The following is a 20041-nucleotide window of genomic DNA, read 5'->3' as shown; positions in this document are numbered from 1 at the left end:
CGACTGCTCGCTGCAGCGCCGTCACCAGAAGGTCTGGGAGGAAGGCCCCTCGCCCGTACTCGCGGCGGCCGCGCGCGCCACGATCGGCGAGCCGCACATGCATGGCGTCGGCGTCGGCGGTGGAATGCACCGCGACGGTGGAGATGCCGAGCTCCTTGCAGGCGCGCAGCACGCGAAGCGCGATCTCGCCGCGATTGGCTATGAGGATCTTGTCGAACATCGCTGCGCCTGACGTTGACGGGAAGCTATTCAATGATGACGAGCGGTTCGCCGAATTCGACGGGCTGGCCGTCCTCGACGAGGATCTGCGTCACGGTGCCGGCCCGCGGCGACGGGATCTGGTTCATCGTCTTCATCGCCTCGATGATCAGAAGCGTCTGGCCGGCGCTGACCTTGGTGCCGACTTCAATGAACGGCTTGGCGCCCGGCTCGGGCGACCAATAGGCGGTGCCGACCATCGGTGAGGGCACGGCGCCCGGGTGCTTTGCCAGATCTGTCGCAGCGACAACCGCGGCAGCAGGCACTCCCACGGCGGCCGGCGCGGCAACAGCATGCAGGGCTGAAGGCACCGATGCCGCGATGCTGATGTTGCGGGCGACCCGGACGCGCAGGCCGGCGCGCTCGATCTCGATCTCGGTGAGGTTGGTCTCAGCAAGCAGAAGCGCGAGCTCGCGAATGAGGACGCTGTCGTCGCTCTTCGAATCGTTCTTGGACTTTGCGGCTGATTTGTCGTCTGGCTGGCGCGCCATGTTGTTTGATCCGAAATCTCTGTCTGGTGACGGGGAACGTCAGGATTGACGATTAAGTCTTTGGCTTAGCATCGGTCCTAGCATCGGTCTTCGCACCAATCCTGGTGGCGAGGCCGATGATCGCAAGCCGGTAGCCGTCGATGCCGAAGCCGCAAAGCGACGCGAAGGTGGCTTTAGCAGTGAACGAGTGGTCCCGGAAGCTTTCGCGGGCGTGGATGTTGCTGACATGAACCTCGACGGCGGGGATCTTGACCGCAACCAGCGCGTCATGCAGCGCGATCGAGGTATGGGAGTAGCCGCCGGCGTTGATGATGATGCCGACCGCCTTCTTGGCGTGGGCTTCATGGATGAAGTCGATCAGTTCACCCTCGCGGTTGGACTGCCGGCAGTCGGCGATCAGGGCGAACTGGCGTGCGGTGTCCGCGCACAGCTTCTCGACGTCGGCGAGGGTGGCGTGGCCGTACGTCTCCGGCTCGCGCGTCCCCAGCAGGTTGAGGTTCGGGCCGTTCAGCACATAAATCGTTCCGGCAGCAGCCATTCCAAAGATTCCTGCCAAGGGTTCCGGCAATGGTCCCAACTAGGGTTCCGGGCGAGGGGTGGAGTGGGCCGGGTTATAGGTAACAACCGGCCGCAGGGGAAGTCTTTAGGTGAAATCGGAACGTCTTCAACAGCTTCCTCCACCCTGTTAGGTAGTTGCCGTAACCTGCGGAAATTGCTGATTAACCAAATCTTGCGGAAAGACGCGTCGGGAGCTGCGCTCCGGCCCGTCATCCACCGGCGATCGCGGGTTGTGGTCGAATGCAAAACCCCGCCCCGGGAGGGGGCGGGGTTGAGATTGCGGCGAGGGTCCGGATGGCACCCTCGCGGCCGAGGCCACCTTAGCCCTCGATGATGTAGACGATCTCGTGGGTCTCCGGCTGCACGATGATGTAGCGGCCCTTGACCAGGATGAACTCATAGCCGCGCCACTGCGGATAGATCGTCACGACGCGCTCCGGCACCGGGTAGAAGTGCACGTCGGATGGGACGCGGGTGCCGACCGCCACGTTGAAGTTCACATTGGTGACTTCGGTGACGTGCTCCGACTTGATCGCGGTCGAGATCTGGGTGCGCTTCTCGGCCGGCGGAGCCGCGGTGGCCGACGTCGCCGCGTTACCGGTCGTGGTCTGGGTCCGGCTGCTGTCGTTGGTCTGCGCGCGGTCGGTGTCGCTCGGGCTCTTGGTCTGAGCGTTCTGGTTGGTTGTGGCGCCGCTCTTCTCGCGGCTCTCGGCGTTCATGTTGCCGCTCTTGTCACGACCTTCGGCCTTCATGGCGCCGTTCTTGTCGTGGCTCTCGGCCTTCATGTCCTTCGGGCCTTCCTTGGAGCCCTTGGTCGCATCGTTCTCCGAGCTCATGCCCTTCGACTTCTGCGTATTGTCCTGCGCGCCCTTGGCGGCGGGGCCGGACTTGTCGGACTCGGCGCCCTTCATCCCCGACGAGTCACCCTTCATGCCCGGAGAAGACTCACCGGTCGTGGAATGCTCGGAACCCTTCATGCCGCCCGTATCGTGCTGCGTCGTGCCCGACGACGCGCCACCTGACGGTGCAGAGTGCTGCATGGTCGCGCCGCCGCCGGTCGCAGGCGAGTCCTTGCCGGCGCCGCCTGCACCCTGTGCATTCGCAAAGCCGGTACCAGCGATCAGGGCCGCCGCAGCAACGGAAATCAGAAAGCGTTTAGACATCGAAATTCCTCCTCGTGTTTCAGCATTGCCCGCGCCGACAACGGTAGAGGATGTGCGATGTTCCTGTTGATTTGCGGTTCCCCGCGGTTTGTTTGTTGTGTGAATGCGCGATGAACAATTCGCGTTTCAACCGCTGGCCCAGTCGAACTCCATGCTTGCAAGATCGAGCTGGCCGTTGCCGCCCCCGAAATTGAAGCCACCGAAATGCTCTTCGATCTCGAGATAGGTCGCGCTGTATTTCGGCGTCCACTGGTTTGGAAACATCGTGCCGCCGAGATGGTTACGGCCGTGCAGCCGTTCGAGACCGCGCGCACTGCCGCCTTCACCGTAAGGCGCGATGTAGTCGCCGAGCTCACCCTTGTGCAGCAGATGATCGCGCGGCGGCTTGCCGACATTGGGGTCGCCGTCGCGTGGCGCAATCCCGATGCCGTAAGCATGGTGTCCGGCCTCCGGGATGCGGCCGAAGAGGCGATACCAGTACGTCTTCTCCAGCTGGTCGGTGCGCGTGGTGCGGCCGACATGGACGTCGAACGCGGTGCGCGCCGCGCCCTTCACGAGCCACCGTGGCGGCGAATTGGCTTCCAGCAATGGATTGCCGGCGAGCTCCGGCGGCTGGCAGAGCGGTGCTGCGAACTCGGTCTCCGTGAGCCAGATCGCCGCGAAATTGTGGTCGATGATGTCCTTCATCCGAAACTCCATCGGATGACGGTTCTGCCGATAGGCGAAGTACGGCAGCAGATTGCGATCGGCCGGACGCTCGACGGTCTCAGCAGTGAGATATTGCGCGACCGCCTCGATCTCGACGGGCTCGTCATATTGCTGATCGGCGAACATCGCGAGCGCAACGTAGGATTGGCCCTTGGCGCGATACTGCGCGGGAATCCGCAGCGTGAAGCAGTGCTGCATCGGAAAGCCATCATGAGGGCTCAGCGGCCATTGCTCGGTGCGAATGCCTGACGGCAGGCCGTAGCACCAGCCGTGATCATGGTCGGTGCCACGCTGTGGCGCCGTGTTCAGGAGCGTGAGGTCGTAGCCAAGGTTAGGCGAGGCCAGCAGGGTAGGCGAGGCCAGGGACATGGCGCGCGGTTTCCGTGATTGGTGATGGCCCTTGGTTGCAGCCCGCGCGGCATTGGTTCGGTGACGGCAATAAAAAAATCCGGCTGCCTGGCAGCCGGATTTTGCTGATTGAATGGGCGCCGTCGAGGGACGATCAGCAGGTCGCCTTGCCGCAGCGGGCAATGCCGATCTTTTCCTTGAGATTGTCGACGCCGACGGCGCCGACAACGACCTGCTTGCCGATCACGTAGCTCGGCGTGCCGTTCATGCCCATGGATTCGGCGAGGCGGAAATTCTCCTCGATGGTCGCCTTCACCTCGGGGCTCGCCATGTCCTTCTCGAGCTTGGTCATGTCGAGGCCGACGTCCTTGGCGACGGCCATCGCGCGGGCCTTGTCGGCGGCGCCGCGGCCACCCAACAGCTTCTGGTGAAACTCGAGATACTTCTTGCCGGTCGGGTCCTGCATGCGCACGGCGACGGCGACCTGCGCGGCCTCGACCGAGCCCTGGCTCAGCACCGGGAATTCCTTCAGCACGACCTTCAGCTTCGGATCCGACTTCATCAGGTCCATCATGTCGGACATCGCGCGCTTGCAGTAGCCGCAATTGTAATCGAAGAACTCGACGAAGGTGACGTCGCCGTCCTTGTTGCCGAGCATGACGCCGCGCGGCGAATTGAAGATGGTGTCGGCGTTCTTGGCGACGCTCTGCTCATGCTTCTCGGCTTCGGCGGCCGCCTGCCGCTTGCTGAGCTCGTTCATCGCCTCTTCGAGCACCTCGGGATGCGAGACGAGATAGTTGCGCACGATGGTCTCGATGTCGCCGCGCTGGGTATCGTTGAAGCTCTGCGCGGACGCCGACAGCGGCGCGGCGCAAACGCCGAGCGCGAGCAGGGCAGAGGCAAGAAAACGAAGCGCTGGCATGACAAAATCCTTGTTCGAGGTGGCCCGAAATACGGCGCGGCCGTGGGCCGGTTTCGGGGGATCGTTGTATGGAACTACGGTTTATTTCTAGTTGTTTTTCTGACCCGGCATGGGCTTGGCGCTCACAATGTCGTCAGCTTTGACCCAGCCGGGCGTGCCGATCGCGAACCGCGTCTTGGCGCGCGACGCAAGGTCGCGGGCGGTCTTGGTGTCGCCGCGGAGATAGGCGGCCTGCGCCGAGGCCAGGTCGGCCTGGGCATAGTCGCCCTTGCGGCCATAGGCCATCGCGAGCTGGGTATAGCCGAGCGGCGCCTCGGGCTCGCGGCCGACCGCGGCCCGCAGCATGTTGATCGCCTCGTCGGTCAAGGCCTTGTTGTCGGAGGCGACCAGCGCCTGGCCGAGCAGCATCTCGATCAGCGGCGAATTGCCGGACATCTGCACCGCGCGGCGCAGCGGCGCGACGGCCTCCGCCGGCCGGCCGCCTTCGAGCAGCGCCTGACCGCGCAATTCGTAGAAATAGGGATTGTTGGGCTGCGCCTGGATCAAGCTGTCGATCTGCGCGATCGCCGAACGCAGATCGCCGTGCAGATAGGTCGTGATCGCGCGTGCGTAGCGCGCCGGCATGCTGGTGTTGGTCAGCGGATAGCGGCGGTAGACCGTATCCTGCCGCTCCATGAAGCCGGAGATCTTGGCGCGCATCATGTCGTGACGCAGCTGCAGCGCCGGATCGTCCTTCTTGTCCCAATAGGGGCTGGAGCGCGCCATCTCCTGCAGCGCCGAGACGCGATCGACCGGCATCGGGTGCGACTGCAAATAGGGGTCGGCGCCGCGCGAGGCGAACAGGCTCTCGTCGGTGAAGCGCCTGAACGTCTCGTACATGCCCTTGGCGGATTGTCCCGTCGCGTTCAGGAATTTGACGCCGGCGCGGTCGGCGTTTTCTTCCTGCTGGCGCTGATAGGACAGCAGCGTGCGCTGAATCACCGTCTGCGGGGCCGAGATCGCCGCGGCGCCGGCGCTGGAAAGGCCGTTTCCACCGCCGCGGCCGCCTGCGCCGGCAGCGATCGCGCCGACGCCGAGCAGCATCGCGATGATCATCTGGGTCTGCGCCTGCGCCAGCTGCTCGCGCATCTTGGCAAGATGGCCGCCGGCGAGATGGCCGGTCTCGTGCGCCAGCACGCCGATGATCTGGTTCGGCGTCTCCGATTGCAGCAGCGCGCCGTAGTTGACGAAGATGCGGCGGCCGTCGGCGACGAAGGCGTTGAACGAGCTGTCGTTGATGATGACGATCTGGATATTCTGCTTCTCCAGACCGGCGGCGCGCAGGATCGGCCTTGTGTATTCGCGCAGCAACTGCTCGGACTCGGTGTCGCGCAGCACCGGTGGGCCCTTCTGCTGGGCTTGCGCGGGGACGACCGGACCGATCGCGAGCGTGACCGCGGTCAGCAATGCGGTGAGCTTGAAGGTCGTGGTGCGAAGCCTGAGGCGGAACAGCATGGGCATCTACCGGCGATGGCTGGCCGCGCCGGCGCAAAACCGGGTTCCGGGCCGGACCGGATCAGGCGCGTGGCGCAGTCTGTTGTTTTTGCAGTTCTTCTTCACGCGAGCCGGGTATTCACTTGGGGTATTCACTTGGCCTGAAAGCGTTATAAGGAGCCACCGAATGCGGCCAGTCTGGGGCGGCAGACGGTAACGGAACTCGAATTCGGCAGCGGCCGTGCAATAGCAGAAATCCATGCGTGAAGCGACAACGAGAGACCGTGTGAGCAGCCTTTTGACAGCGTCCGGCCGGAGCGATGTTCCGCCGTTCATGGTGATGGACGTGATGGCTGCCGCGGCGCGAATCGAAGCCGCCGGCGGCCATGTCATCCACATGGAGGTGGGGCAGCCGGCCGCATCCGCGCCGAAGCCGGCGATCGCGGCCGCGCAGGCCGCACTTCTGGACGGTCGGATCGACTACACCTCGGCGCTCGGTATTCCCTCGCTGCGCGCACGCATCGCGCGGCATTACCGCGACACGTATGGTTGCGCGGTCGACGCCGAGCGCATCATCGTCACCACGGGCTCGTCGGGCGGGTTCATCCTGGCGTTTCTTGCGATGTTCGAGCCGGGCGACCGGGTTGCGGTCACCGTGCCCGGCTATCCGCCGTACCGGCACATCCTGACTGCGCTCGGTTGCGAGCCGGTGCTGATCGAGACGTCAGGCGACACCCGCCACGCGCTGACCGGGGAGGCGTTGCTCGAGGCCCATCGCAAGGCGCCGCTGAAGGGTGTGCTGGTCGGCAGTCCCGCCAACCCGACCGGCACCATGATGTCGCGTGAGGCGCTGTCGAGCCTGATGGCGGCCGCCGACAGCGCCGGCATCCGCTTCATCTCCGACGAGATCTATCACGGGCTCGACTATGCGTTTCCCGCGGTGACGGCGGCCGAGCTGTCGCCGAATGCGCTCGTGATCAACTCGTTCTCGAAGTACTTCTGCATGACCGGCTGGCGCGTCGGCTGGATGGTGGTGCCCGAAATGCTGGTGCGGCCGATCGAACGGCTGCAACAGAATCTGTCGATCTCGGTGCCGACCCTGTCGCAGATCGCGGCCGAAGCGGCGTTCGAGGGGCGGGAGGAGATGGAGGCGATCAAGCGCGGCTACCAGGAGAACCGCCGTATCCTGATCGAAGGGCTGCCGAAGGCGGGGCTGACCAAGTTCCTCCCCGCAGACGGCGCGTTCTATCTCTATGCCGACGTCTCCGACTTCACCTCCGACAGCTTCGCCTTCGCCAGCGAGATGCTCGAGAAGGCGCATGTCGCAGCGACCCCGGGCGTCGATTTCGATCCGATCCACGGCCGTGCCTTCATCCGTTTTTCCTATGCACGTTCGGCCGCGGACATGCAGGAAGCTGTTGCACGGATCGCGCATTGGCTTAAATAGCCCGCAATCTTCAAGAGCCTTCCATCCTGTCGGGTAGATCGGTTTCGCGCGTCTGGCCCTGGTTTCGGCGGAGCGGCACGCGACAGATCGCCGCGGATAAACGGCAGGCCCCACACAGTTCCATTTGACTTGAACGGCCAAGTTGATCTTGGCTATTTCCGCCATTTCTGAGGGGGAGTGACACATGGCAACGGCAACCGTTGCCACGGCTTCACCGGCGTCTGCCGGTGGCAAGCCGTGGTACAAGATTCTCTATGTCCAGGTCCTGATCGCAATCGTGCTCGGCGCGCTGGTCGGCGCGTTCTGGCCGTCGCTTGCCACCAATGAGTGGATCAAAGCGCTTGGTGACGGCTTCATCAAGCTGATCAAGATGGTGATCGCACCGATCATCTTCTGCACGGTGGTCTCGGGCATCGCGCATATCCAGGATGCCAAGAAGGTCGGCCGCATCGGCGTCAAGGCGCTGGTCTATTTCGAGGTCGTCTCGACCTTCGCACTGGTGATCGGATTGCTGATCGGCAATATCGTGAAGCCGGGCGCGGGCTTCGGCAATGCGGCGGCGAACGCGCAGGCGGTTGCCGGCTATGCCAAGCAGGCCGAGGCGCAGAAGAGCGTCGACTTCGTGCTGCACATCATTCCGGACACCGTCGTCGGCGCCTTCGCGCAGGGCGAGATCCTGCAGGTGCTGCTGTTCTCGGTGCTGTTCGGCTTCGCGATCATGGGGCTCGGCGAGCGCGGCCATACCATCCGCTCGTTCATCGACGATGCCGCGCATGCGGTGTTCGGCGTCATCTCGATCGTGATGCGGGCGGCGCCGATCGGCGCGTTCGGCGCGATGGCCTTCACCATCGGCAAGTTCGGCACCGGCGCGATCCTCAACCTGATGGGGCTGATCGCGACGTTCTACCTGACCGCGGCGCTGTTCGTCCTCGTGGTGCTCGGCATCATCGCGCGGATCGCAGGGTTCTCGATCTTCCGGTTCCTGGCCTACATCAAGGACGAGCTCCTGATCGTGCTGGGCACCTCGTCGTCGGAGAGCGCGCTGCCGTCATTGATGGAGAAGCTCGAACGGCTCGGCTGCTCGAAATCCGTGGTCGGTCTGGTGGTGCCCACCGGATATTCGTTCAACCTCGACGGCACCAACATCTACATGACGCTGGCGACCTTGTTCATCGCACAGGCGCTGGGCTACGACCTTTCGTTCAGCCAGCAGCTTACGATCCTGGTCGTGGCGATGCTGACCTCGAAGGGGGCGTCCGGCATCACCGGCGCGGGCTTCATCACCCTGGCGGCGACGCTTGCGGTTGTCGATCCGCGGTTGGTGCCGGGCATGGCGATCGTGCTCGGCATCGACAAGTTCATGAGCGAGTGCCGCGCGCTGACCAATCTGTGCGGCAACGGCGTCGCCTGCGTGATCGTGGCCTGGTGGGAGGGCGAGCTCGACCGCGACAAGCTCAACGCCAATCTCGCCCGGCAGATCGACCCGACCGACATGGAAACCGCGCTGACGACGGATTAGTTCGACGTCAGAACCTGTCCAACCGATACGGCGAGGTGTCCACTGCGGACGCCTCGCCGTTCATCGTTTCGGCCAGCACACGCGCCGTCGCAGGGCCAAGCGTGAAGCCCTGATGGCCGTGGCCGAAGTTCACCCACAGCCCGCGATGGCGCGGCGCAGGCCCGAGCACCGGCAGCATGTCGGTGGTGCAGGGGCGGGTGCCGAACCACGGCTCGGGCTCGACACGGCTGCCGATCTCGATCAGCTCGCGTGCGGCAGCTTCCGCATGGCCGAGCTGGATCGGCGTCGCCGGCGCGTCGGGGCTCGTGAGTTCCGCGCCGGTGGTGATGCGGATGCCCTTGGCCATCGGCGCCATCGCATAGCCGTTCGCGGTGTCGACCAGCGGCAGGTCGAGCGAGCGGCCGCCCTGATAATGCATGTGGTAGCCGCGCTTGCGCACCAGCGGAATCCGGTAGCCGAACTTGCGCAGCAATTGCGGTGACCACGGCCCGAGCGTGACGACGACGTGGGTGGCATCGATCCGACCGCCGCTGGTGTCGACCGACCAGCCGGATGTCGTCTGCGTCAGCGTCTGCGCGTCGCCGTTGAGCAGCGTCCCGCCGAGGCGCTCGAACAATCCGGCATAGGCGGACACGAGACCGCCGGGGTCCGACACGGTCCACGGCCCGAGCCAGTGAATGGCGCCGGGCAGATCGTCGCGCAGCAAAGGCTCCGCTCTGGCAAGCTCCTTGCCATCGAGCACGCGAAACGTCACGCCGAAGTCACGCTGGTTCTCTTCGGCGACGGCGATCGCTTGCTCCAGCGCCGCCGGGTCGCGATGCAGCAGGCGATAGCCGGCGCGGCGGATCAGATTGTCGGCATGAGCATCGCGGATCAGCGTGTCGTGCTCCGCGGTCGCGTAGGCGATCAGGCGCGCCCAGGCGAGGGTGGCTTCGCGGTGTCGCTCGGGCGTCGAGTTCCACCAATAGCGCAGCAGCGGACCGGCGTGCTGCGGCAGCGAGGCGAGGCGATAGCGCACGTCGTTGGTGCGCCCCATCGCGATCCTGGCGAGTGTCGCGGGATCGCGCGGCATCGGATAGGGCCGCACCGCCTCGCTCTGAATGATGCCGGCATTGCCGTAGCTGGTCTCGCGGCCGGGTTCCTTGCGGTCGATGAGCGTGACCGACCAGCCGCGGCGTTGCAAATGCAGCGCCGTGCTGACGCCCACCATGCCGCCGCCAAGAACGATCGCGCTTCGCATCGGGTCCGTCTCCGTCAAGCTCCGTCACGTCGGCGTCTGACGAACGGAGTGCCTGTCCAATAAAAACGCCCGGCGTGAACCGGGCGTTTTGACTTGCAGGGGGCCTTAGTTGCCGCCACCGAAGCGGCGCGACCACCAGCCCTTGCGGGCCGGAGCCTCGGCCGCGGCGGCTGCCGCGGGCTCAGGGGCGGCGGCTGCGGCGGCAGGTTCTTCTGCCGGGCTCTGAGCCGGCGCCGACGTGTCGGGCTGCGGGCTCGATGCGAAGCTGACCTTTTCGCGCACCGTCGAACGGCGCCGCTGCGCACGGTCGCTTTCGGCGGCCGTGTCCTCGGCAGCCGCAACGGCGGTCTCCGGTGCGGGCACCACAGCGGCCTCGACAGGTGCTGACTCGACAGGTGTAGCCTCGATCGGCTGCCATTCCGGCGGAGGAGCGACCAGTTCGGGCTGCGCGAGCGAGGGAGCCGGCTCCGCGTCGTGGCTATCGAAATCGGCGACTGCGTCGCTGGCTTCGAACGCCGGCGCCGGGCTCAACTCATCGGAGATCGATCCGGCGAGACCGTCTTCCGGTCCACCAGAGCCGCGCCGGCGGCGGCCGCCACGGCGTCCGCGGCGCCGCGGGCGGCGATCGCCGTTGGCGGCCTGGTCGTCGCGCCCTGCGCCCTGCGCTTCGTCGCCTTCGTCCTCATCGCCTTCGGCTTCGCCCGCGGCAACAGCCTCGGTGCCCTCGGGCAGGACATGCATCAGATCGCCGTCCTCGCGCGGCTGCTGGGCACCGTCACGCGGCTCGCTGCCACCGCGGCCACGGCGCCGGCGGCGGCGCTTGCGGCGCTGGCCGTCGCCTTCGCCCTCAGCGGCGCCTGCTTCCTCGCCGGCCGCCCGGTCGTCGACGAGCCCTTCGGTCTCGTCGGTCTCGATCTCGGCCTCGTATTCGAGCAGTTCTTCCTCGTCGTCGGCTTCGTCGGCCTGCGGCGGCGAGGCGGCAGCCTGGGCCACCAACAGCGCCTTGGCGGCCTCGAGCGTATGCACCTGCTCGCCGCGGTCGATAATGTAGGACTGCTGGGCGCTTACGGTGGCATCCGCCGCGATCGCCAGCGATACCTTGAAGGCGTCTTCGAGGTCGCGCAGATGGCCGCGCTTGTGATTGAGCACGTAAAGCGCGACGTCGGTGCGGGTGCGGACCACGAGATTGTGGGTCGCGCCCTTCATCAGGATTTCCTCGATGCCGCGCAGCAGTTGTAGTGCCACCGACGAGACCGATCGGACGTGGCCCGAGCCGCCGCATTGCGGGCAGGGCTCCGTCGAACTATCCAGCATGCTGGCGCGGATGCGCTGGCGCGACATTTCCAGGAGGCCGAAATGCGAGATGCGGCCGACCTGGATCCGCGCGCGGTCCTGGCGCAGGCAGTCGGACAGCTTACGCTCGACCGCACGGTTATTGCGCTTCTCGTCCATGTCGATGAAGTCGATGACGATCAGGCCGGCGAGGTCGCGCAAACGCAATTGTCGGGCGACCTCTTCCGCCGCTTCCAGATTGGTTTTGAGCGCGGTGTCCTCGATATGGTGCTCGCGCGTGGCACGGCCGGAGTTGACGTCGATCGAGACCAGCGCCTCGGTCTGGTTGATCACGATGTAGCCGCCGGAGCGCAACTGCACTGTCGGCGAGAACATTGCGTCGAGCTGGCTCTCGACGCCCATGCGCGAGAACAGCGGCTGGCCGTCGCGATACTGCTTCACCGCGCGCACATTGGCCGGCATCAGCATCTTCATGAAATCGCGCGCTTCGCGGTAGCCGGCTTCGCCCGCCACCTGAATCTCGTCGATCTCCTTGTTGTAGAGGTCGCGCAGCGAGCGCTTGATCAGCGAGCCTTCCTCGTAGACCAGGGTCGGCGCCTGCGACTTCAGCGTCAGGTCGCGCACCGTCTCCCACATCCGGATCAGGTACTCGAAGTCGCGCTTGATTTCCGGCTTGCTGCGGGAGGCGCCGGCAGTGCGCAGGATGATCCCCATGCCCTCGGGCACGTCGAGATCCTGCACCACTTCCTTCAGCCGCGAACGGTCCTGGGCCGAGGTGATCTTGCGGCTGATGCCGCCGCCACGGGCGGTGTTGGGCATCAGCACCGCGTAACGGCCGGCGAGCGACAGATAGGTGGTCAGCGCGGCGCCCTTGTTGCCGCGCTCTTCCTTGACGACCTGCACCAGCATCACCTGCCGGCGCTTGATCACTTCCTGGATCTTGTACTGGCGGCGCGGGCGGAAGGCGCGCTCTGGAACCTCCTCGAGCACATCGTCGCCGCCGACGGACTCGACGACGTCCTCTTCCTCGCCTTCTTCGCCGTCGTCCTCATCGTCATCTTCGCCGGCCTCGTCGCCATGCCCGGCTTCGGGCACGGTCACATCCGCGAACCCTGCGTATTCGGCGACCGCATGCTCATCGGCTACGGCGTGGATTTCGTCGGCAGCCACATGCGGCGCGTCGTCGGCGTGTGCTGCGTTTTCCTCGACCCGCTCCTCATGGGCCCGCTCGGGCTCATGATTGATCTCGGCGGTCTCGACGATCTCCGGCACCGCTGACGCGACGGAGGCTTCGACCACCGCAACGACGGGGTCGGACGGAGTGTCGGCGGCCTGCGCTCCGCTCACGGCAGGGGCGTGGTCGTGTTCGTGGGTATGATCATGGTCGTGGTGGTCATGATCGTGATCATCGTGGCCATGGTCATCGTGCCCGTGAACGTCGTGACCATGGTCATGATGCTCATGGTCATCGTGATGCGCATGCTCATGCGCCTCATGCTCGTGACCTTCGTGGGCGACCACGCCATGGTCGTGATGCCCGGCATCATAGTCATGATGCGCGGCATCGACGGCGTGTTCATGACCCTCGACGGCGGGCAGCGCCTGCGCGTTACCTGCGCCCTCGACCACCTCGCTCTGGACGCGGTCGCCATGGCCGCGGCGACGGGCATTGCGATGGCGCGACCGGCGGCGATGGCCGCGGTTCTCGTGCTCTTCTTCGGCCTCCCGATGGGCGCGTTCGTCGGCTTCGATCAGCGCCTGACGGTCGGCGACCGGGATCTGGTAGTAGTCGGGATGGATTTCGCTGAAGGCCAGGAAGCCGTGACGGTTGCCGCCATATTCGATGAAGGCAGCCTGCAGCGACGGCTCTACGCGCGTGACCTTGGCGAGGTAAATGTTGCCGCGCAGTTGTTTGCGCTGGGCGGTCTCGAAATCAAACTCTTCGACGCGATTGCCGCGGACCACAACGACCCGGGTCTCTTCCGGGTGGGTGGCATCGATCAACATCTTGTTGGGCATTTTGGAACTCTTGACGGCGGCGGGCGCGGATCATGGCGCGCGCAAACTGCGCCGCCCGGTGACGCGACGGTCCACCTGATTCGGGGGTGAGGGGAAGGCCAAAACGCGTCTCGCGGCGCAGCGCCGGACGGGAACTCACCGGGATGATGCGACGGGCGAAGTTTTCACCTCGCGTCAGCGCGATCATTCGGCGGATCCTGGTCGGCAATACAGTCTGGCGCATTAAGCGTCGGCCCGTCTAAACATGTTGGCGGCGACAAATACCGCCGTATCTTTCGCTGAAAGCCCCGCCTGGCGCCGAAGCGCCTGCCGGCCATCGCATATCGAGGCCCCAAGGGACCGGATAATCGGTTATGCCGTGTCTCAAACCGTCCCTCTGGCGAGGGAGTGTGCCTGGGACCGGACGCCGCTCGGGCTTGAATCCGCCACTCCGTGTCAGCCGCGCGCGGCGCTGGCTGGGGAGGGACCGGAAAAACACGGCGGGATCTTCGACGTGGAAGGTTCCACCGCTGCACCAAGAGGCTGAACGCGACACAACCGGGAGTACTAGCCGTCAGCACCCCGTACATACGTGGATTGACCGCCGCGTGCAAGGGAAGCGTCACGCCGCCGCAACACTCGGTTCTTTTCGCCCGAGCGTCATTAGGGTGCGATTAACCGTGTGGTTCTAATGCGGTAAGAAGCAGCTGGGAGGCTCCGAATCGGGTGGAGAACCGCGCAAAACACCTTGTTTTTCTGGGCTGCGGGCTGTTGTGCGCCGCAGCATCGGTGTTTGCGGTCGCCGGCGCCCCGAGTGCCGCCGAGGGACCGCAGGGCGGCCAATCGGCTCCGGCCGCCAGTGCCCCGGATTTCCCGATCGCATCCGGCGCCAGGCTCGCCGGTGACGACAAGCAGACCCGATTCATCCTCGACCTCGACCGGAAGATCGAGTTTCGCGCATTCCCGCTGGCCGACCCCTACCGGGTCGTGGTCGACATCCCGCAGGTCAATTTCCAGCTCGCGACCGGTACCGGCTCGGCGGGGCGGGGACTGGTGAAGGCATTCCGCTACGGGCTCGTGATGCCGGGCGGCTCCAGAATCGTGTTTGACCTGACCGGCCCGGTGAAGATCGCCAATTCCTACGTGCTCGACGCCGCCAATGGCCAGCCGCCGCGGCTGGTGCTGGACTTCGAGCAGATCGACCGCACGGCCTTCGTGCAGGCGCTTGCGCCGGAGAGCCGTCCCGAACTGAAGCCAGCGATCTCCGACTCCACCACCGCGACCATTCCGGCCGTCACGACCGCGGCGTTGCCGCCGGTTACGACCACCGACCCGCGACCGCTGATCGTGATCGATCCCGGCCACGGCGGCATCGACAATGGCACCCAATCCGGCGACCAGACCGAGAAGAACCTGGTGCTCGGCTTCGGCCTTGCGCTGCGCGACCGGATCGAGAAATCCGGCAAATACCGAGTGGTCATGACCCGGACCGACGATACCTTCATCCCGCTCAATGACCGGGTGAAGATCGCTCGCACCCAATCTGCGGCGCTGTTCGTCTCGATCCATGCCGACGCTCTGCCGCGTCGCGAGGGCGATGCCCAGGGCGCCACGATCTACACGGTGTCGGACAAGGCTTCCGACGCTGAGGCCGAGCGGCTGGCCGAAGCGGAAAACAAGGCCGACGCCATCGCCGGCGTGAACCTGACCGATGAGCCGACGGATGTCGCCGACATCCTGATCGACCTCGCACAGCGCGAAACCAAGACGTTCTCCAACCGCTTCGCCCGTCTCCTGATGGACGAGATGAAGACCACGGTGCGGATGCACAAGCATCCGCTCAAATCGGCCGGCTTCCGGGTGTTGAAGGCGCCCGACGTGCCGTCCGTGCTGGTCGAAATCGGCTACGTCTCCAACAAGGGCGATCTCGAGCACCTGGTCTCCGAGAACTGGCGGAACAAGGCCGTCGGCTCGATGGTCCAGGCGATCGACACGTTCTTTGCCAAACGGCTTGCAACTGCCGGACCGGCAAAGTGAAATTGGCAGCCTGAAAAGCCGCAGCCGTTGCGCCGAAGCCCTAGTTTGGCCACAGCGGCGACGGTATAGAGAATGGACCGCAGGTTCGCAGAATCGACCACATTGTCCGGCGGCTCTTGTATATTCGCGTGCGCTGGGTGGCTCGCTGGGCCCAAGCTTCGATGGAGAGGCCTCGTTGTGTGAGGCTTCGTTATGTGAGCTGTCGCACTTTTGGACAGGCGCTTCTGATCACTGAGCGCCGGAGGGTAGGAACGGAACTTCGATAATGCGCCTGCTCGTGCGGTTTATGGGTTTCTTGTTCGCCGCCGGAACCGTCGTGTTCCTGGTCGGTGTCGCAGCCGTCGCCGGCGCCATCTGGCATTTCTCCAAGGATCTGCCCGACTACTCGCAGCTGCAGGACTATGAGCCGCCGGTGATGACCCGCGTGCATGCCGCCGACGGCGCGCTGCTCGGCGAATATTCCAAGGAGCGCCGGCTCTATCTGCCGATCCAGGCCGTGCCGAAGCTCGTGATCAACGCGTTCCTCGCGGCCGAGGACAAGAACTTCTACGAGCACGGCGGCATCGACTATCAGGGCATGGCGCGTGCTGCCATCCTGTACGCCCAGAACTACGGCTCCAACCGCCGCCCGCAGGGTGCCTCGACCATCACCCAGCAGGTCGCGAAGAACTTCCTGCTGACCAACGAAGTCTCGTTCGCCCGCAAGATCAAGGAAGCCTTGCTGGCGATGCGTATCGAGCGCGCCTACTCCAAGGACCGCATCCTCGAACTCTACCTCAACGAAATCTATCTCGGGCTCGGTGCCTACGGCATCGCGGCGGCGTCGCTGGTCTACTTCGACAAGTCGGTCAACGAGCTGACGATTGCCGAAGCATCGTACCTGGCTTCGCTACCGAAGGCGCCGGCCGCGCTGCACCCGGTGCGCAACCGTGATCGCGCGATCGAGCGCCGCAACTACGTGATCGACCGTCTGCTGGAGAACGGCTGGATCAAGCAGGCCGACGCCGACAAGGCGCGCAAGGATCCGCTCAACGTCACCAGCCGCTCCAACGGCGCGCATATCTTCGCCGGCGAATATTTCGCCGAGGAAGTTCGCCGCGACATCTTTGAGCGCTACGGCGAAAAGAAGCTGTACGAGGGCGGCCTGTCGGTGCGCACCACGCTGGATCCGAAGATCCAGGTGATGGCGCGCAAGACCATGGTCGCCGGTCTCGTCAATTACGACGAGGCGCAGGGCTGGCGTGGGCCGGTTCACAAGCTCGACGTGTCCGGCGACTGGGGCGTCAAGCTTGCCGACGTCAAATCGCTCTCCGACATCTCGCCGTGGCGGATGGCGGTGGTGCTGGAAACCAGCGATCAGTCGGCGCGGATCGGCTTCCAGCCGGGCCGCGAGCTCGGCGGCGCCGTCAGCAAGGAGCGGCAGACCGGCATCATCACGATCGATGGCGTGCGCTGGGCCAAGTCCAAGGGCAAGGCGCCGACCGCGGTCTCGCAGGTGCTGCAGCCGGGCGACGTGATCTATGCCGACCCGCTGGTGACCAAGGACGGCGCTGCGGTCGAAGGCCAGTATCGCCTGCGGCAATTGCCTGAAGTCTCCGGCGCCATGGTGGCGATGGATCCGTGGACCGGCCGCGTGCTCGCGATGGTCGGCGGCTTCTCGTTCGACCAGAGCCAGTTCAATCGCGCGACGCAGGCCTACCGGCAGCCCGGCTCGTCGTTCAAGCCGATCGTCTACTCGTCGGCGCTGGACAACGGCTATACGCCGTCGACCACGGTGATCGACGCGCCGATCGAGATCGATCAAGGGCAGGGCGCCGGCGTGTGGCGACCGGAGAACTACTCGACCGGCAAGTATTACGGCCCGACCACGCTGCGCAACGCGTTGCAGCGCTCGCTCAACACCGTGACGGTGCGCCTCGCGCAGGACATCGGCATGCCCCTGGTCGGTGAGTATGCAAAACGCTTCGGCGTCTATGACGAATTGCCGAACTACCTGTCCTACGCGCTGGGGGCGGGCGAAACGACGGTCATGCGCATGGTCACGGCCTATTCGATGTTCGCCAATGGCGGCCGTCGCGTAAAGCCGACCTTGATCGATCGCATCCAAGACCGCTACGGCCATACCATCTTCAAGCACGACACCCGCGAATGCCGCGGCTGCGACGCGCCCGGCGGCTGGAAGAGCCAGTCGGAGCCGCAGCTCGTCGACCGCCGCGAGCAGGTTCTGGATCCGATGACCGCCTACCAGATCACCGAGATGATGGAAGGCGTGGTCCAGCGCGGCACCGCCACTGTCGTGAAGGAGGTCGGCAAGCCGATCGCCGGCAAGACCGGCACCACCAACGACGAGAAGGACGTCTGGTTCGTCGGCTTCTCGCCGGATCTCGCGGTCGGCGTCTATATGGGCTACGACAAGCCGCGCAATCTCGGCCGCGCAGCGACCGGCGGTCACGTGGCAGCGCCGATCGCGCGCGACTTCCTCAAGCTCGCGCTGGCCGACAAGCCGCCGACGCCGTTCAAGGTTCCGGCCGGCATCAAGCTGATCCGCGTCGATGCCAAGACCGGCATGCGTGCCGGCCCCGGCGACGGCGGTAACACCATCCTCGAAGCGTTCAAGCCTGGCACCGCGCCGCCCGACAATTACTCGGTCATCGGTGTCGCCGATGCCGACGGCCGCGCCCCCCAACCCCAGCCGTCGCAGAGTGGTGGGCAACAGCCCGACGGCGGCTTCTTCATGCGTCCGGGAACCGGGGGGTTGTACTAGAGCGTTTTCAAGCGAAGCGGGTCCTGGTTCGCTTGAAGAAAACGCGTCAAAACAAATGCCTGGAGCTCTGATCCGATCTGAACGGAAATGGCTCTAGCCATGGATCCATCCAAATCGCCGGGATAGTGTGGCCAAGCCGATTGCGCTTTGCCGCGCCGGTCGCTACATCCCCCGCAACCTTTTTGCCAACACCTGAAAGACCATGCGCGCGGAAATCGAACGCCTTGTTGAAGAGATCAAGCAGTCAGTCGGGCTGCTGAGGAGGCATCTTTGACGTCGATCAATCGACGGCACGCCTCGCTGAGCTGAACAAGCTCGCTGAAGACTCCAATCTCTGGAACGATCCCCAGAAGGCCCAGCGGCTGATGCAGGAGCGCACCTCGCTGGAGGATGCGCTCTCCGGAATCGGCAAGGTCGAGCGCGAGCTCGAGGACCAGGTCGGCATGATCGAGCTCGGCGAGGCCGAGAACGATGCTGGTGTGGTCACCGAGGCCGAGAAGGCGCTCAAGGATCTCAAGAAGGAGGTCGCACGGCGCGAGCTGGAAGCGTTGCTCTCGGGCGAGGCCGACAAGTTCGATTCCTATCTCGAGGTGCATGCCGGTGCCGGCGGCACCGAGAGCCAGGACTGGGCGCAGATGCTGCTGCGCATGTACACGCGCTGGGCGGAGAAGCACGGCTTCAAGATCGAGTTCCTCGAAGAGTCCCAGGGCGAAGAGGCCGGCATCAAGTCCGCCACCATCCAGATCTCCGGCCACAATGCCTATGGCTGGCTGAAGACCGAGGCCGGCGTGCATCGCCTGGTGCGTATCTCGCCGTTCGACTCCAACGCGCGGCGGCACACGTCGTTTTCGTCGGTGCAGATTTTCCCCGTGATCGACGACTCGATCAAGATCGAGATCAAGGAGTCCGACGTTCGCACCGACACGATGCGGTCGGGCGGCGCCGGCGGTCAGCACGTCAACAAGACCGAGTCGGCGGTGCGCCTGACGCACATTCCGACCGGCATCGCGGTGGTGTGCCAGGCCGGCCGCTCCCAGCACAAGAACCGAGCGCAGGCCTGGGACATGCTGCGCGCGCGGCTCTACGAGATCGAGCTGAAGAAGCGCGAGGAGCAGGCCGCTGCCGATCAGGCCGCCAAGACCGATATCGGCTGGGGTCACCAGATCCGCTCCTATGTGTTGCAGCCCTACCAGATGGTGAAGGATCTGCGCACGGGTGTGCAGACCTCCGACACGTCGGGGGTGCTCGACGGCGATCTCGACGAGTTCATGGCGGCGACCCTGGCGCAGCGCGCCTTCGGCACCGGGCCCGGCTCCGTCGAGGATGTGGATTAGCCCATGCCGCGCGTCGCTTTCATCGGATTGGGACGCATGGGCCACGGCATGGCCGGCCGTTATCTCGATGCCGGCTTCACCGTCGCGGTGTGGAATCGCAGCAAGGCCAAGGCCGAGGACCTGATCGCGCGCGGCGCGCTCTGGGCGACCTCGCCGGAGGATGCCGCGATCGATGCCGACGCCGTCGTGACCATGGTCGCCGACGACGAGGCATCGCGTGCGGTCTGGCTGACCAGGGATGGTGCTGCCGCCAACATGAAGGCCGGCACGCTCGCGATCGAATGCTCCACGGTCTCGTATCAGCACACGCTCGATATGGCGCGCGAGCTGCAGAGCCGCGGCCTGATCTACATCGATTGCCCGGTCACCGGCCTGCTCGGCAATCGCCACGCCCTCGGCAAGGCTTGCGATCTGCACCGCGCCGATCAAATTGTTGATCAGCTTGAACACGGTGCCGGTGCCGACCGCGCCGAAATGACGGATCGTGC

General features: G+C 65.2%; 16 protein-coding genes. 7 read left to right on the top strand and 9 right to left on the bottom strand.

Going from position 1 to position 20041, the window contains the following annotated elements; genetic code table 11:
* The 7 genes from FNJ47_RS51665 to FNJ47_RS32710 all read right to left on the bottom strand — a co-directional run.
* Positions 1-220 (bottom strand): biotin carboxylase N-terminal domain-containing protein (locus tag FNJ47_RS51665; protein ID WP_283811327.1); only part of this gene is annotated, 220 nt, incomplete at its 3' end.
* Between the two features lie 25 nt (positions 221-245).
* Complete coding sequence (gene accB / locus FNJ47_RS32735) at positions 246-749, bottom strand: acetyl-CoA carboxylase biotin carboxyl carrier protein (protein ID WP_163160065.1); 504 nt, start codon at positions 747-749, stop codon at positions 246-248.
* A gap of 52 nt (positions 750-801) precedes the next feature.
* Positions 802-1287: a type II 3-dehydroquinate dehydratase gene (aroQ, locus tag FNJ47_RS32730; RefSeq protein WP_163160064.1), complete on the bottom strand. Its 486-nt coding sequence runs from the start codon at positions 1285-1287 to the stop codon at positions 802-804.
* 340 nt (positions 1288-1627) lie between these two features.
* A complete protein-coding gene (locus tag FNJ47_RS32725) occupies positions 1628-2470 on the bottom strand; it encodes a DUF1236 domain-containing protein (RefSeq protein ID WP_163160063.1) in 843 nt (280 codons plus the stop codon).
* Positions 2471-2596: 126 nt separating this feature from the next.
* Positions 2597-3547, bottom strand: coding sequence for a hypothetical protein (locus FNJ47_RS32720; protein ID WP_163160062.1), 951 nt, complete (start codon positions 3545-3547; stop codon positions 2597-2599).
* Between the two features lie 133 nt (positions 3548-3680).
* Positions 3681-4448, bottom strand: a complete 768-nt coding sequence (locus tag FNJ47_RS32715) for a DsbA family protein (protein WP_163160061.1) — start codon at positions 4446-4448, stop codon at positions 3681-3683.
* 87 nt (positions 4449-4535) lie between these two features.
* Positions 4536-5942: a M48 family metalloprotease gene (locus FNJ47_RS32710; protein ID WP_163160060.1), complete on the bottom strand. Its 1407-nt coding sequence runs from the start codon at positions 5940-5942 to the stop codon at positions 4536-4538.
* Between the two features lie 238 nt (positions 5943-6180).
* On the opposite strand from FNJ47_RS32710, the gene FNJ47_RS32705 reads away from it, so the two are divergent.
* Positions 6181-7368 carry a pyridoxal phosphate-dependent aminotransferase gene (locus tag FNJ47_RS32705; RefSeq protein ID WP_163160059.1) on the top strand — a complete coding sequence of 396 codons (1188 nt, stop codon included), beginning with the start codon at positions 6181-6183 and terminating at the stop codon, positions 7366-7368.
* A gap of 184 nt (positions 7369-7552) precedes the next feature.
* Positions 7553-8887 (top strand): dicarboxylate/amino acid:cation symporter, encoded by a 1335-nt coding sequence (locus FNJ47_RS32700; protein WP_163160058.1) that lies wholly within the window; start codon positions 7553-7555, stop codon positions 8885-8887.
* Positions 8888-8894: 7 nt separating this feature from the next.
* On the opposite strand, the gene FNJ47_RS32695 is transcribed toward FNJ47_RS32700, so the two are convergent.
* Positions 8895-10127, bottom strand: a complete 1233-nt coding sequence (locus FNJ47_RS32695; protein ID WP_163160057.1) for an NAD(P)/FAD-dependent oxidoreductase — start codon at positions 10125-10127, stop codon at positions 8895-8897.
* 105 nt (positions 10128-10232) lie between these two features.
* Positions 10233-12767 carry an Rne/Rng family ribonuclease gene (locus FNJ47_RS32690; RefSeq protein WP_430649432.1) on the bottom strand — a complete coding sequence of 845 codons (2535 nt, stop codon included), beginning with the start codon at positions 12765-12767 and terminating at the stop codon, positions 10233-10235.
* Between the two features lie 9 nt (positions 12768-12776).
* Here FNJ47_RS32690 and FNJ47_RS53995 point away from each other — a divergent pair, with 9 nt between their 5' ends.
* The 5 genes from FNJ47_RS53995 to FNJ47_RS32670 all read left to right on the top strand — a co-directional run.
* Positions 12777-13529: a hypothetical protein gene (locus tag FNJ47_RS53995; RefSeq protein ID WP_347341739.1), complete on the top strand. Its 753-nt coding sequence runs from the start codon at positions 12777-12779 to the stop codon at positions 13527-13529.
* 615 nt (positions 13530-14144) lie between these two features.
* Positions 14145-15455: an N-acetylmuramoyl-L-alanine amidase gene (locus tag FNJ47_RS32685; protein WP_163160055.1), complete on the top strand. Its 1311-nt coding sequence runs from the start codon at positions 14145-14147 to the stop codon at positions 15453-15455.
* 265 nt (positions 15456-15720) lie between these two features.
* Positions 15721-18219, top strand: a complete 2499-nt coding sequence (locus FNJ47_RS32680; RefSeq protein WP_163160054.1) for a penicillin-binding protein 1A — start codon at positions 15721-15723, stop codon at positions 18217-18219.
* A gap of 202 nt (positions 18220-18421) precedes the next feature.
* Positions 18422-19553, top strand: a protein-coding gene (prfB, locus tag FNJ47_RS32675; protein ID WP_163160053.1) for a peptide chain release factor 2 whose coding sequence is annotated in 2 segments (ribosomal slippage) — positions 18422-18490 and positions 18492-19553 — 1131 coding nt in all. Because the reading frame shifts where the segments join, the coding sequence is not laid out codon by codon here.
* Between the two features lie 3 nt (positions 19554-19556).
* On the top strand, positions 19557-20041 hold a 485-nt coding region (locus FNJ47_RS32670), incomplete at its 3' end, for an NAD(P)-dependent oxidoreductase (protein ID WP_236000226.1).

It is taken from the genome of Bradyrhizobium uaiense (assembly GCF_010811875.1).
Classification (GTDB): Bacteria; Pseudomonadota; Alphaproteobacteria; order Rhizobiales; family Xanthobacteraceae; genus Bradyrhizobium; species Bradyrhizobium uaiense.
The sequence above is the reverse complement of the archived record's forward strand: the minus strand, read 5'-3'. Positions and strand labels throughout refer to the sequence as shown.

What these genes read in the sequence shown, in the direction of transcription:
- FNJ47_RS32720 (WP_163160062.1), bottom strand. Translation starts at nt 3,547, where the DNA reads ATGTCCCTGGCCTCGCCTACCCTGCTGGCCTCGCCTAACCTTGGCTAC.
- FNJ47_RS32710 (WP_163160060.1), bottom strand. Translation starts at nt 5,942, where the DNA reads ATGCTGTTCCGCCTCAGGCTTCGCACCACGACCTTCAAGCTCACCGCA.
- FNJ47_RS32725 (WP_163160063.1), bottom strand. Translation starts at nt 2,470, where the DNA reads ATGTCTAAACGCTTTCTGATTTCCGTTGCTGCGGCGGCCCTGATCGCT.
- accB (WP_163160065.1), bottom strand. Translation starts at nt 749, where the DNA reads ATGGCGCGCCAGCCAGACGACAAATCAGCCGCAAAGTCCAAGAACGAT.
- FNJ47_RS32700 (WP_163160058.1), top strand. Translation starts at nt 7,553, where the DNA reads ATGGCAACGGCAACCGTTGCCACGGCTTCACCGGCGTCTGCCGGTGGC.
- FNJ47_RS32680 (WP_163160054.1), top strand. Translation starts at nt 15,721, where the DNA reads ATGCGCCTGCTCGTGCGGTTTATGGGTTTCTTGTTCGCCGCCGGAACC.
- FNJ47_RS32705 (WP_163160059.1), top strand. Translation starts at nt 6,181, where the DNA reads ATGCGTGAAGCGACAACGAGAGACCGTGTGAGCAGCCTTTTGACAGCG.
- FNJ47_RS32715 (WP_163160061.1), bottom strand. Translation starts at nt 4,448, where the DNA reads ATGCCAGCGCTTCGTTTTCTTGCCTCTGCCCTGCTCGCGCTCGGCGTT.
- FNJ47_RS32695 (WP_163160057.1), bottom strand. Translation starts at nt 10,127, where the DNA reads ATGCGAAGCGCGATCGTTCTTGGCGGCGGCATGGTGGGCGTCAGCACG.
- aroQ (WP_163160064.1), bottom strand. Translation starts at nt 1,287, where the DNA reads ATGGCTGCTGCCGGAACGATTTATGTGCTGAACGGCCCGAACCTCAAC.